The organism is Acinetobacter modestus, from assembly GCF_014636095.1.
Taxonomy (GTDB): Bacteria; Pseudomonadota; Gammaproteobacteria; order Pseudomonadales; family Moraxellaceae; genus Acinetobacter; species Acinetobacter modestus.
The window spans coordinates 729283-743090 of the sequence record NZ_BMDV01000002.1; the positions used below are offsets into that span (position 1 = coordinate 729283).

The window sequence follows — 13808 nt, forward strand, 5'->3', positions numbered from 1 at the left end:
TTCATTATTCCCAATCTGGTTGTTGTTCTGGTGAGGCATTTAGAAATGCTGGGAGAGTTAGACAATGCAAATAAATACTTTCAATTTTTGGAAAAGCACTTAAATCAATTTTGAAACGTTTTGCGTTATAGACTTGGGGGATTAAACAACAGTCTGCAAACGTTGGTTTAGTTCCAAAACAGAATTGTCCATTTGAGTGCTGCAGTTGCAGCTCTAGACTTTTAAAGCCTTCGATTACCCACTGTGTGTACCAATCATTTTTTTGCTGATCACAAATAGCAAGTTCATTATTGAGATATTTCAATACCCTTAAATTATTTAAAGGGTGAATATCGCAGGCAATTGCTTGGGAAAAAGCACGAACTTTGGCACGCTCAATCAGACTTTTAGGTAATAGGGCTTTGGTTGGATATTGTTCTTCCAAATACTCTAAAATACTCATCGATTGTAAGAAAACGTTATCGTCATCAATGAGCGTGGGCACCAATTGACTAGGATTTAAATTTTTATAGCGATCCATTTGTTGTTCATTTTTAACTAAATGAATGCTTTCCGTTTCGTAACTAAGTTCTTTTAGGTTAAGTGCAATACGGACACGATAGGCAGCAGAGCTACGAAAATAACTATACAGTTTCATACTGTTCAACCTCTTTTTTATCGAAGTTAAATGTATGCGCTGCAAGAATGGTATTTTCGACTTGACCGAATCCGATACGAATACCATCTTTTTCACAATAACCTTTCATGATGACGCGATCTCCATCTTCTAAGAAACCGCGGTTTTCCCCATTAGATAGGGTAATAGGTTTGGTCGTATTCCAAGTTAATTCCAACAAACTTCCATAAGAGTCAATTTTTGAACCAGAAATCGTACCCGAGCCCATGAGATCACCAACTTGGACATTACAGCCCGCAATGGTGTGATGAGTGAGTTGTTGTGCCATCGACCAATACATATATTTAAAGTTCGTTTGGCAAATGACATCCGTTGATTGTGATTGAGGGCTTTGTACCTCAACGCTAAGATGAATGTCATAGCTATTAGCAATATTTTCTTGTAAATAATCCAGTGGTTTGGGATCTTGCTCTGGACCTTTTACTTTAAATGGTTCAAGAGCTTCCATGGTAACAACCCACGGAGAAATGGCGCTTGCAAAGGTTTTTGCATTAAATGGTCCTAAAGGAACATATTCCCATTGTTGAATATCGCGTGCGGACCAATCGTTCAATAGCACCATACCAAAAATATGATCCCATGCATTATCGATAGAAATAGGCTGTCCTAGTTCAGTTGATTTACCAACAACGAACGCAGTTTCTAACTCAAAGTCTAGTTTACGGGTAGCAGAGAAAATAGGGCGGTCAACATTTGGTAGTTTGATCTGACCTGATGGGCGAACGATATTTGTACCACTGACTACGACTGAACTTGCACGACCATTGTAGCCAACTGGAAGTTCACTCCAGTTTGGAAGTAAAGCATTTTTAGGATCTCTAAACATCGTACCAACGTTAGTAGCATGTTCTTTTGATGAGTAGAAATCGGTATAGCCGGGAATATGAATTGGTAAATGTAGAGTAATGCTATCTCTTTTCAATAAAGCTTGAGAAATCAAATCATGATTATCGCGAAGTATTGGATTATCAATTGAAAGTAAACTTTGCAGCATTTTACGCACGTTTTTCCAATTATGTTTACCTGACTCAATAAATTTATTGAGTGTAGGTTGATTAAAACAATTTATATTTCCATCAATATTTAATAAGCCTTCCGACTCTAATAAGGCTAGGTCAAGCACCCATTCACCAATTGCGACACCAATGCGCTTATGACCATTAGGCACTTCACTGAAAATACCATAAGGTAAATTATGTATTGTGAAATCTGAATGGGGATCTATTTCAAGAAAAGATGTTAAAAGTTGCATCATAATTTGCTTTCCTTGTCTCAAATTTTGTCAAAAACTATTTGGGTTGTTTATCTTCCTGAGCCTAATAATATGAAATTTAATAAAATATTTTTATTTCATATCGCTTATTTACTTCGATTAAGCAAGAAAGGTGGTGTCTTATTTATTCTATAATACGCAATTAAATTAATTACGCAATACATAATTTAATTACACAATTCATAATTATTGTTATTTATTGAAATTTCTGCTTATATGCGCAGTTATGAGAAAAGTAACTTAATTATTTTTCAATCAATACTAGGCATTTCTGATTAATTTATGATATACGTAATTTTGAATAATAAAATTACGTGACAAGGATGAGAATAATCATATGTCAAACCAACAGCAAGGAAACCTGAAACACGGTTTAAGCAATCGGCATATCCAACTTATTGCACTAGGTGGTGCAATTGGTACTGGATTGTTTCTCGGTATTTCTCAATCAATCAAGCTTGCAGGACCATCAGTCATCCTGGGGTATGCAATCGCTGGGTTTATCGCTTTTCTAATGATGCGACAGTTAGGTGAAATGGTTGTACAAGAGCCTGTGAGTGGTTCTTTCAGTCACTTTGCTTATAAGTACTGGGGTTCATTCGCTGGCTTTATGTCAGGTTGGAACTATTGGGTACTAAATATTTTAGTTTGTATGGCGGAGTTGAGTGCAATTGGTCTATATATCCAATACTGGTGGCCTGAAATTCCGACATGGGCTTCAGCATTAGCCTTTTTCCTATTAATCAACGGTATCAATTTATTGCATGTAAAATTGTTTGGTGAAATGGAGTTTTGGTTCTCAATCATCAAAATTTTGGCAATTTTAGCAATGATCGCTTTTGGTTCTTATTTACTTGCTACAGGCACTGCGGGCCCGCAAGCTAGTATTAGTAACCTTTGGGCACTAGGTGGTTTCTTTCCGTATGGCATAAAAGGTTTAGTTATGGCTATGGCTGTAATTATCTTCGCATTCGGTGGAATTGAATTATTTGGTATTACGGCTGCGGAAGCGCGTGATCCAGATAAAACTTTACCTAAAGCAGTAAACCAAATTATTTATCGTATTTTAATTTTCTATATTGCGACACTTTTTATCTTATTTGCTTTGTTTCCTTGGAATCAAATGGCAAATGGTGGTAGTCCATTTGTGATGGTGTTTGCATCACTAGACAGCCAAGGTGTTGCGACTATGCTGAACTTTGTAATTTTAACGGCGGCGGTTTCAGTTTATAACGGAACAAGCTATTGTAGCAGCCGTATGCTATTGGGCTTGGCTCAACAAGGTAATGCACCTCAGTTCCTGAAGAAAATTAACAAAAATGGTATTCCTACAAATGCTGTACTGATTTCTGCATTTGTAACAGTATTGTGTGTTTTACTAAATTATGCTTTCCCAGAAAAAGCTTTCGGCTTGTTGATGATGCTTGTTGTTGCAGCGATTGTGATTAACTGGGTTGTTATTTCTTGGACACATCTAAAGTTTCGTAAGACGATGCAAGCACAAGGGGTAACAAGTAAGTTCCCAAGTATCGCTTACCCATTCAGCAATTATCTATGTATTGTTTTTATGCTTGGCATTTTGGTGGTGATGTCTTTAACGCCAGATATGCGTATTGCCGTCATGATGATTCCAGCATGGATTCTTTGTCTCATGTTTGCGTATTTTCTTAAACAGCGAAAGTTAAGAAATGCTCAACCGAGTGTGGCTCTTCATACGGACATATAACGGCTAAAGTGTATCTAAATTAATAAAGGGGCTGAATATTTCAGCCCCTTTATTATTGTTGAATGAAAAATAAAAGTTACTGAGGTGGATATTCATCATAAATAAAAGGACGAATTAAATATCTAAATCCGCTAAAATTTATGTTTATCGCAAGGCAATACATCTTGTTGTGAATGATCGCTGTTGATCCATATAAAAGGCGCGTGAATTGTTTCAATCTTTAAGTATCCAAACCCGATTGGGTGGTTTCTACCTGTTCTACTATTCCATAGTGGGTACATTCATGCCTTATTGGAACCTATATCTACAAGATCAGGGTTTCAATTATCAAGAAATTGGTATTTTGTCTTCAATTGCGATTATTACTCGTTTTTTTGCACCCCTGATTTGGGGCTGGATTGCTGATAAGTCAGGCAAACGAATGTTGCTAGTGCGTATTGCAACATGGATGGAAGCCTGTATCTGGTTTGCGATTTTTGTTATTCCAAATAGCTTTCAATCTGTTGCACTACTCATGCTGATCTTTAGTTTCTTTCAAAATGCAATTTTGGCGCAATTTGAAGGCGTTACTTTATTCTGGTTGGGGGATAAACGCGCAGAGCTTTATGGAAAAGTTAGAAAATGGGGATCTGTTGGTTTCATATTGGGCGTATTTATTATTGGTGCTTTATTAGAAATTATTCAAATTTCCATGCTACCCATTTTACTTCTAGCGGTTTCTTTTTTAGCTTTTTTGTGGTCATTTACCATTAAAGAGCCTGAACATGCGCCTAGCTCGCAAAAAAAACTAGAATCTATAATACCTATTTTAAAACGACCTACTGTGGCCGCATTTTTTGCAATTGAATTTGTCTTATTATTTTCACAAGCGCCATTTTATAGTTTTTATAGTAATTTTTTAAAAGAAATAGGATTTAGCACCACACAAATTGGAACGCTGTGGGCAACAGGCGTAATTGCAGAGATTATGATGTTTGCCATAGCACAAAAAGTTTTCTTTACTCGTTTCTCTTGGCGGACACTAGTTGCAGTATGTTTGATTCTGACAAGTTTACGCTGGTTTTTGGTTAGTATATTAAACACACATTTTTGGGGTCAGTTATTCGCTCAATGTTTACATGCCTTTAGTTTTGGATTATTTCACTTAATTGCAATGAAAGTGATTTTTCAAAATTTTTCAGCTGAGCAACAAGGTCGGGGACAAGCACTTTACAGCACCATGTGGGGGTTAGGGGTCGCATCTGGAAGTCTATTAGCTGGGCATTTTTGGCAAGTATTTTCAGGCGCAACAATTTTCTTATATGCAAGTGGTATCGTACTCATCGGTTTGTTTTTAGTATTTTGGCTGCCGAATCAATTGGAAACGGCAGCTAAAACTTAGATTAGAGTTGAATATTCTGATATTGAGACATCCACGGTTGTGTCTGTTCTAATTGTGCTGCAAGTTGCAATAAACGATCTTCACGTCCAAAAGGTGCAATAAACTGGCTGCCTAAAGGTAAGCCATTTTTGTTCCAATATAATGGGACTGACATGGCAGGTAGACCTGTAACATTTGCTAACTGCGTAAAAGGTACCCAACTTAAATTATCCTGTACCATTTTTTCAACTAATTTACCTTGTGCGAGATAGTGCGCTTTTCCTACTTTTAACAGTCCTTTCAAGATAGGTTTTTGCCAATTAGGTGTAGCAATTTCCCCATTCTTTGGTGCGACTGATGCTGTTGTTGGGGTTAAATAAAGGTCATATTTTTCAAAGAAAATGTTCATTTGAGTGCTATAAAGCCCCCAATTATTAAGTGTATGAATATATTCTGTTGCGGTTGTCTTAGCCCCAAAAGCAGCGAGGGCAATAGAATCTAATTCGAAATCATGATCAGTTGCACCTGCCATTTGTTTAATTTGTGCCTGCATATATGAGAACTGGCTGAACCAAGTCGTTACAAAGTCTTTTCCTAATGCTAAACCATCTATTTTTGGACGATCTTCTACAACAATATGCCCTAAAGACTCCAGTAACTTAGCGGTTTGTTGAACAGCTTGAATCGCGTCTTTAGAAACTTTTGTTCCAATCGGTGATTGAGTATTAAAAGCAACTTTGAGTTTTCTTGGAGCTTGTTGAATGATATCTAAATATTTCTTTTCAGGTGCTTCTATTCTAAAAAGTGAAGTTTGTTCTGGACCTTGAACTGCATCGAGCATGGCAGCACTATCGCGAACTGTTTTGCAGAGAACATGTTGCATGGCAGCACCATGCATTGCTTCACTGTATTGTGGCCCCCAAGGTGTACGACCACGACTCGGTTTTAATCCAAATAAACCACAATAAGAAGCGGGGATACGAATTGATCCACCACCGTCACCTGCGCCTGCAACCGGGACTATTCCACCTGCAACTGCAGAGCCTGATCCACCAGAAGAACCACCACTATTGTGTTTTAAATTCCACGGATTGTGGCAAGCCCCCCAAGCATCGGGTTCAGTAATTCCTTTGATACCAAACTCAGGCGTGTTCGTACGACCAAAAGTGATAATCCCTGTTTGTTCCCAGCGGTTTACGATTTCAGCATTAAAATCAGGCGTATAATTAATTTTTTTTAGCGCTTGGCTACCATAAGAGGTTGGAATACCTTGATATTCTTGGAATAAGTCTTTGACTAGAAATGGAACGCCTGCAAATAATCCAGAGGATTCTTGCTGTGTGCGCTGCTTCGCTTGCTCATACATTGGAATAATAATGGCATTTAGCTTTGGATTGACTTTATCTGTTCGTTCTAATGCAATTTTTAATAATTCTGAAGGATGAACTTGTTTGCTTTTGACCAGTTCTGCTAATCCTAAACCATCATATTGCACATATTCAGAAAATTTCATGGCTTTTATCCTTAAAGCTAAATCTTTATAATGTAAATAAAATAACTGTAAATCTAGAACTAGCATACCTGAAAAAATGTCATAACAATCAAATAAAGTTCAAGCTAAAAATATTGTGTTTATATGGTTATGAATGCATGTTTTTCTCAAAAAATATGCTAATTTAAAGCCTTGCACCGTTTAGATTACGACTTAATTAAATCTATGAAAAATATTTATATTATTGGATTATTATGGGCTTGCTCAACATGGACTATGGCAGACACGGTCGTAAATGAAAAAGCAGTAACAGCACAACAGTTGGCTAAAGCAAATGCGATTCGGGTAATAACTCGTCCTGAAATCATGGGGCTATGGGGAATGGAAATTCCTAATAATAAGAAGTGTGTCGAATACTATAATTTTCGTGGAATGAATGAGGTCGTGATTAAGAGTAACCAAGAGTGGTCTTATGGTTTATATGATTATCAACCTTCAGAAGATCATAAAGAGCGTTTACCTGCATTAGTTTTACAGATTAAGTATGACAATAATCAGATGGATTGCTCAGGTCAAACACTAGACCAAACTGGTGAAGTTTCGCAATATTTTGTGAAGTGGGAAAATGATAACACTATTAATTTTTGCGCCAATGAAAAAGGCGAAAAATGTTTTGCGACATTACGCCGTGTCCTACCTTAGAAAGATTGAATAATAAAAAGCCTCTTAACTTAGAGGCTTTTTTATTTATGCTTTTTCAGCTTTGGGTTCAAGCTGTTTTAGTAGATGCTTCTCTAGATAATGAATATCCATAGCTTGTTCACAGAAGTTTTTGTCCTGCAAAATAAGATCTTTGTGTAATGGAATATTGGTTTTGATTCCAGTCAGAATCATTTCATCTAAAGCTTGACGCATACGAGCTAAAGATGTTTTACGATCTTTACCATGAGCGATGAGTTTTGCAATCATCGAATCATAATACGGCGGAATACTATAGCCTTGATAAATATGAGAATCTAAACGAATACCTGCGCCGCCTGGTGCATAGAAGTTTTCTATTTTACCAGGAGAAGGTAAAAAGGTGGTCGGATCTTCAGCATTGATACGGCATTCAATCGCATGACCTTTTACTTCTACTTCATGCTGTTCAATATTTAAACCTAAACCAGCCGCAATTCGCAGTTGCTGTTCAATAATATCAATGCCAGTAACCATTTCAGTTACAGGATGCTCAACTTGAACACGAGTATTCATTTCGATAAAGAAGAACTCTCCTTCTTCAAATAAAAACTCAAAAGTTCCAGCACCACGGTATTGCATCAACTTACAAGCATTGACACATGCTTCTAAAATATCAGCACGTGCTTGTTCTGGTAGATTTGGAGCAGGTGCTTCTTCTAAAACCTTTTGATGTCGACGTTGTAAAGAACAGTCTCGGTCATATAAATGGATTGCATGACCGTTACCATCACCTAGCACTTGAACTTCTACATGGCGAGGTTTCTGTAAGAAGCGCTCCATGTATACAGTATCATCACCAAACCACATTTCAGCATCACGTTGTGCAGCTTGAACCGATTCAAGCAATGTATCGACACGTTCAACGATACGCATACCACGACCACCGCCGCCTGATGCAGCTTTGACGATCAACGGGAAGCCAATTTCTTTTGCTTCAGCAAGTGCATTGTTAATCGTTACTGCATGGTCACATCCAGGCACGGTAGGTACGCCAGCCTTTTTCATGGCAATAATCGCAGATACCTTGTTACCCATAAGACGAATGTGTTCAGGGCGAGGACCAATAAAAATAAAACCTGAGCTTTCTACAATTTCAGCAAATTCAGCATTTTCAGACAAAAAGCCATATCCAGGATGGATGGCATCCGCACCTGTAATTTCTGCAGCAGTAATAATTGCAGGAATATTTAAATAACTTTCACTTGTGGTACCCGGCCCAATACAGACAGCTTCATCAACGAAGCGTAAATGCATTAAGTCTTTGTCAGCATCAGAATAAATACCAACTGTTTTAATGCCAAGCGTTTTACAAGCTCGCGTAATTCGTAAAGCAATTTCACCGCGATTTGCAATTAATACTTTTTGCAACATTAGAATCCCCAAATTAATTAGGCGCGGTAGCGGAAAAGTGGTTGACCAAATTGGATCACTTCACCATTTTTTACCAAGATTTCTTCAATCACGCCGCTTTTAGTTGCCTCAATTGGGTTCATGATTTTCATTGCTTCGATGATACCAAGTGTTTCACCTGCAGAAACTGTTTGACCTACATTTACGAATGGGCCTTCGCCTGGGCTTGGTGCAGAATAGAACACACCAACCATCGGTGACGTTTCTACAGCGCCACGAGGTGTTTTTGCTGCTGGAGCCACAGGAGCAGAAGCACTAGGTGCTGCTGCCATAGGTGCCGCTGCGTAAACTGGAGTAGGGCGAGTTAATGAGATGGATTGATCACCTTCCTTAACTTCAATCGCTTGTAAGTCAGATTCAATCATCAAATCGATGAGTTTCTTGATTTTACGGATATCCATGAGTGAGCATTCCTGAAATGTATAAATTAGTTAGAAGATTGAATTTTTTCGATTGCAAAATCGAGAGCAAAGGAGTAACCCTTCGCACCTAAGCCACAAATAACACCAATGGCTTTGTCTGATAAATATGAGTGATGACGGAATGATTCACGGGCGTGAACATTTGACAAATGAACCTCAATAAATGGAATCGCAACGCCAAGAAGGGCATCGCGTAGAGCAACTGATGTATGAGTCAAGGCTGCGGGATTAATAATGATAAATTTAACCCCTTCAGTTTGTGCTTGATGAATGCGATCTACAATCGCACCTTCCCAGTTGCTTTGAAATGTATCTAGTGTAAATGATGCTTGATGAGCCTGAGTGGTGAGTTGCTGATTAATATCATCTAATGTGAGATAACCATAAACCTCTGGTTCGCGTTTTCCTAGCAAGTTCAAATTCGGTCCGTGAATTACCAAAATGGTTGAGCTCATTCAGCCTGCTCCAGTTCTAAATCTGCAAATGTTTTTTGCAAGATGTCTGCAAAGTTTGCTTATTATGGCACAAAATTCTGCATTTTTTCTTATAATTTCTTTTAATGGATGAAGAAAGTTGCATACCAAGCATGGTGCATATAATGAAAACTTTGCAAGGAAATGGCAATGTTAAAATATGACAAATTTCAGGCTTATTTATTTTTCACTATTTTAAACTGAATTACCTTATTTCGTTCATGTAATTTGTGTAACTCGAAAGTCATGTAATTCATTGATTTACTTTTTTGAAACTTATATTGAGTTCCAATTAGTTCATGTGTTTATTTCAAGCTATGAATATTTTTTTATTCTAAGTTTATGAAAAATATTTATTTTTATTGTAATTCATTTTTTAAAATTAGTATAAATATACTTCTAAAGAGAGCAGTGGATTAAGCGTAGTGATGCGGATTCATAAAAAATATGCCAGTTTAGATTGATAATAAGCATTAGCTTCAATTTGACATTGAATTTAAGCTTGTGGGTAGGGGTTGATTAAATCGATGAAAGTGGCTTATTGGCAAAAAAGATGAATTGTGAAGTTTTGTATGGCGGCTAATGACATGAAAATGTCCGAAAAAGATAAATTGAATATAGATAGTATAGCTATTACATAAGAGATAGCTCTCGATTGGCAGAATCTCTTATGGGTCTTTTCAAAGCTGTCTTTTTACAAGACAGCTTTTTTTTATAACGAGTTCTCTTATTTTGATGCTGCTAAATAAGTATCTAGTAGTAGAAAACTTTGTGCTTTATTTTCGTAATCTACAGAACCTACAGGCCAATTGTTCCATTTTTGCATTTGCTGAAATAACCATTCAAAATCTGTACTTTTAGGTATAGCGCTACTTTTAACGAAGTTCCGAATTATATCTTGGATCGTATAGTATTTTTCGACATGAATGCTTGGTGAACATTCAAACTGGATGACATCAAAATCAATTAAAAGTTGCCAGACAGGTTCAAAATCTTCTAACACACGTAACTCTTGTTGAGCTTGCAAGATTGCGCGAGTTAAGGCAATTAGTGTATTTGGATGCTGTTGAGCCCACTCTTGCGTTACAGCTAGAACTTTATCTGCAACATTTGGAATGATGTCTTGACTCGAGCTGACAATTTGCCCTAATCCCGCCAGCTCTGCCTGAGTATTCCATGGCTCGCCAACACAAAAACCATCAATTAAATGGTTATTTAGCGCTTCTACCATATATGGAGGTGGTAAGGTTTTGACTTGTATTGAATGTGCAAGTTCAGGATCTGCTAATGCTAGCCATTCTCTTAAGCAATAATGATGGATGGAATGCTGGAAAACATGCCCTAAAGAAACCACATGATTTTTTTTCATGTGTTCTACTAATTTTTTAGCTGATAGCTCTACAGCATCATATTTCTTTATATCTAACTGATAACACAGTTTTTGACTTAAACTTATAAAAGCTCGATTTTCACTGAGAATGAGTGGTGTTTGTAATGGAATACCAATTTGATCAGCACCTATTGCGGCTGCAGGTAACATGGCAGATAAGCAATGTGCAGCATCTAAAAGACCAAAAGCCAGTCGATCACGTAGGCTTGCCCAAGAAGCTTCTTTGGTTAGGGTAACGTTTAGACCTACTGCTTCAAACAAACCACGCTGTTTTGCCCATAATAGCGCAATACAATCGAGCAAAGGGATGTAGCCAAGTTGCAATTCACTTTTTTCTAAACTGCTCATTTATTCATCCTTTAATTGGTTGTTCAAAAGCTGTTGTGCATCGAGCAAGCGACGTGACATTTCACCAATGGTCATACGATGGCTCATGGCATTTTTTCTAAGGAGTTGAAATGCTTTGTCTTCGGTTAATCCGTGTAATTGCATCAGTAGGACTTTAGCTTTCTCAACATCCTTACGATCTGCTAGTTTGGTCTTTGCATCTTTGAGATCACCTTCTAACTTTTTATGTTTTTTATATTGTTGAATCGAAATATCTAAAATGGTGTGTAATCGACTTGGATCAATACCATCAACGATATAAGCGGTAATTCCTGCATCAATCGCCTGTTTAATCATATCTCGGTCAGTATTCTTGGTGAATAATACCGTTGGTAAGTCAAAATTGCTTACGCAACTCTCAATTACATCACGATGAGGGTGATCCATATCAAGCAAAATAACATCTGCTTGAAGATGTTCTAATTTAAAAACATTGAGGTGATCTAAAGTCAAACTAGCAACGACATCAAAGTCATGTTGAATTAAACATGTTTTAATGTATTCAGCTCGAGCCTGATCATCGTCAATAAGTGCGATTTTGAGTTTCGGCATAAATATAAAGTCAAATTATAAGTCAATGCACATTTAGCATAATGCGCTTTAAGTATTTTTTTGAAGCAAAATTAATGCCATGAGGAATGATCTATTCAGTGCAGGCATTACTTTAGCCTCGATTTTGTGCGCTTTATTGTATCGTTGCAGCTAAGGGAAACAAATAAAAAATGGATGTGATCTTTATTAAAAATAATTAATGTTCATTGTTGGTGCATAAAAAGAATTATTTTGAAGCATGTTTAATTGTGCTTTAAAACAGTTCATTGATGTGTTCGGCATTTATTCGATCATTTTAAAGATATTTAAAACGCTATTTATTTTATAAAAAATCATTATTAAACAATAGTTAATATTATATTTTTATTTTTATTTTATTAATTGGCATAACACTTGCTTTGTCTTTATTGAGTCAATGAAGACTTTTTAAAAAATTGTAAGACGGCCAACGATGTCCGATCTGATCGGTTTGTTTACACAGCGATATGTGTCAACAAAGCAGTATACGTTCAGTATAGGAGATGGCAATGTCTTTAGATTTATCGGCGAAAAAAGCCACATCAATTAAGTTATTTAACTTCTCAGCGCCGGCGATGCGAGCATTCCACATGAGTTGGCTTGCTTTCTTTGTTTGCTTCTTTGCTTGGTTTGCCTGCGCACCATTGATGCCTGTCATTGCAGGTGAGTTTCATTTAACCAAAGATCAAATCGCAAATATTAATATTGCCGCAGTTGCCATCACGATTCTGGTTCGACTGATTGTAGGGCCATTGTGCGACAAATACGGTCCACGTAAGACGTATACCACTTTGTTGCTATTAGGAAGTATTCCTGTATTTGGTGTTGCATTAGCAAATAGTTATGAATCGTTCCTTTTCTTTCGATTACTGATTGGCGCAATAGGTGCAAGTTTTGTAATTACTCAATATCACACTAGCATTATGTTTGCTCCTAACGTTGTAGGTACAGCAAATGCGACCTCAGCAGGTTGGGGGAATGCAGGAGGTGGAGCAACGCAAGCCCTTATGCCACTACTTCTATCTGCATTGGTGATGTTTGGTGTAGAGCAAGCAATGGGATGGAGAATTGCACTGATTGTACCTGGTGTGATGATGGTGATTGTTGGACTTCTTTATTGGAAATTCACACAAGATTGTCCGCAAGGTGATTTTAAAGAACTGCGTGCACAAGGTTTTGCTGCGGGTAGTGATAAAAAAGGCGGTATTGCAATTTTAATGCATGCTGCACGTAACTATCGTGTTTGGATTCTATTCTGCTCTTACGCTGCATGTTTTGGTATTGAAATCTTCATGCATAACATCATTGCGATGTACTACGTCGAACATTTCAATTTTGGTTTAAAAGAAGCAGGTATGACGGCAGGTGTTTTTGGATTATTAGCACTGTTCGCTCGTGCCTTTGGCGGTATCGTTTCAGATAAAATTGCAATCAAAAAAGGCTTAGATGGCCGAACAAGAATCCTATTCATCTTGATCTTGGGTGAAGGCTTATTCCTGATGCTGTTCTCTCATATGAACAGTGCAGTATTTGCGATTTTAAGTATGACGATATTCGCTCTCTTTACGCATATGGCGTGTGGTGCAACCTACGCATTGGTTCCTTTTATCGATCGAGAAGCACTTGGTGGTGTTGCAGGAATTATTGGTGCAGGTGGAAATGTAGGTGCAGTTGCAGCGGGATTCTTACTGAAAGGCATGGTTGATATCCAAACTTGTTTAATGGTTCTAGGTGGTTTAGTTGTCATCGCAGCAAGCTCAGTAATGCTCATCCGATTTTCAGTAGAGCATAAAGAAAAAGAACAACGCTTATTTGAACAAGCAATTTTAGAACGCGGCTCAGAACAAAACAGCGCAGCTTAATCTCAGATTAGATTTTAGGAGAAACA

General features: G+C 37.4%; 12 protein-coding genes. 4 read left to right on the forward strand and 8 right to left on the reverse strand.

Annotated features, from left to right (window positions below; genetic code table 11):
* Nucleotides 1–4: 4 nt before the first annotated feature.
* Complete coding sequence (gene maiA, locus IEV17_RS07720) at nucleotides 5–637, reverse strand: maleylacetoacetate isomerase (protein WP_004661962.1); 633 nt, start codon at nucleotides 635–637, stop codon at nucleotides 5–7.
* Nucleotides 624–1931 carry a fumarylacetoacetase gene (gene fahA, locus IEV17_RS07725; protein WP_004661964.1) on the reverse strand — a complete coding sequence of 436 codons (1308 nt, stop codon included), beginning with the start codon at nucleotides 1929–1931 and terminating at the stop codon, nucleotides 624–626. Before fahA ends, maiA begins: the two co-directional genes overlap by 14 nt.
* Nucleotides 1932–2286: 355 nt before the next feature.
* On the opposite strand from fahA, the gene IEV17_RS07730 reads away from it, so the two are divergent.
* Together IEV17_RS07730 and IEV17_RS07735 are read left to right on the forward strand one after the other, a co-directional pair.
* Nucleotides 2287–3675, forward strand: a complete 1389-nt coding sequence (locus tag IEV17_RS07730) for an amino acid permease (RefSeq protein ID WP_004661966.1) — start codon at nucleotides 2287–2289, stop codon at nucleotides 3673–3675.
* A 208-nt stretch (nucleotides 3676–3883) separates the two neighbouring features.
* On the forward strand, nucleotides 3884–5056 hold the full coding sequence (locus tag IEV17_RS07735) for an MFS transporter (protein ID WP_004661967.1): 1173 nt from the start codon (nucleotides 3884–3886) through the stop codon (nucleotides 5054–5056).
* A 1-nt stretch (nucleotide 5057) separates the two neighbouring features.
* Here IEV17_RS07735 and IEV17_RS07740 read toward each other — a convergent pair whose 3' ends face one another.
* Entirely contained in the window at nucleotides 5058–6548 is a 1491-nt protein-coding gene (locus IEV17_RS07740) for an amidase (RefSeq protein WP_004661968.1), read from the reverse strand.
* Nucleotides 6549–6752: 204 nt separating this feature from the next.
* Between IEV17_RS07740 and IEV17_RS07745 the strand changes: the two genes are divergently transcribed.
* Complete coding sequence (locus tag IEV17_RS07745) at nucleotides 6753–7229, forward strand: hypothetical protein (protein ID WP_004661969.1); 477 nt, start codon at nucleotides 6753–6755, stop codon at nucleotides 7227–7229.
* A gap of 45 nt (nucleotides 7230–7274) precedes the next feature.
* On the opposite strand, the gene accC is transcribed toward IEV17_RS07745, so the two are convergent.
* The 5 genes from accC to IEV17_RS07770 all read right to left on the reverse strand — a co-directional run bounded on the left by accC (nucleotide 7275) and on the right by IEV17_RS07770 (nucleotide 11902).
* On the reverse strand, nucleotides 7275–8639 hold the full coding sequence (gene accC / locus IEV17_RS07750) for an acetyl-CoA carboxylase biotin carboxylase subunit (RefSeq protein ID WP_004661970.1): 1365 nt from the start codon (nucleotides 8637–8639) through the stop codon (nucleotides 7275–7277).
* A 17-nt stretch (nucleotides 8640–8656) separates the two neighbouring features.
* Nucleotides 8657–9079, reverse strand: a complete 423-nt coding sequence (gene accB, locus IEV17_RS07755; protein ID WP_004661971.1) for an acetyl-CoA carboxylase biotin carboxyl carrier protein — start codon at nucleotides 9077–9079, stop codon at nucleotides 8657–8659.
* A 26-nt stretch (nucleotides 9080–9105) separates the two neighbouring features.
* Nucleotides 9106–9555 carry a type II 3-dehydroquinate dehydratase gene (gene aroQ / locus IEV17_RS07760; RefSeq protein WP_004661972.1) on the reverse strand — a complete coding sequence of 150 codons (450 nt, stop codon included), beginning with the start codon at nucleotides 9553–9555 and terminating at the stop codon, nucleotides 9106–9108.
* A 745-nt stretch (nucleotides 9556–10300) separates the two neighbouring features.
* Complete coding sequence (locus tag IEV17_RS07765; RefSeq protein WP_004661973.1) at nucleotides 10301–11311, reverse strand: ABC transporter substrate-binding protein; 1011 nt, start codon at nucleotides 11309–11311, stop codon at nucleotides 10301–10303.
* Nucleotides 11312–11902, reverse strand: a complete 591-nt coding sequence (locus IEV17_RS07770; protein ID WP_004661975.1) for an ANTAR domain-containing response regulator — start codon at nucleotides 11900–11902, stop codon at nucleotides 11312–11314.
* A 527-nt stretch (nucleotides 11903–12429) separates the two neighbouring features.
* Between IEV17_RS07770 and IEV17_RS07775 the strand changes: the two genes are divergently transcribed.
* On the forward strand, nucleotides 12430–13782 hold the full coding sequence (locus tag IEV17_RS07775; protein ID WP_004661977.1) for an MFS transporter: 1353 nt from the start codon (nucleotides 12430–12432) through the stop codon (nucleotides 13780–13782).
* Nucleotides 13783–13808: the final 26 nt, after the last annotated feature.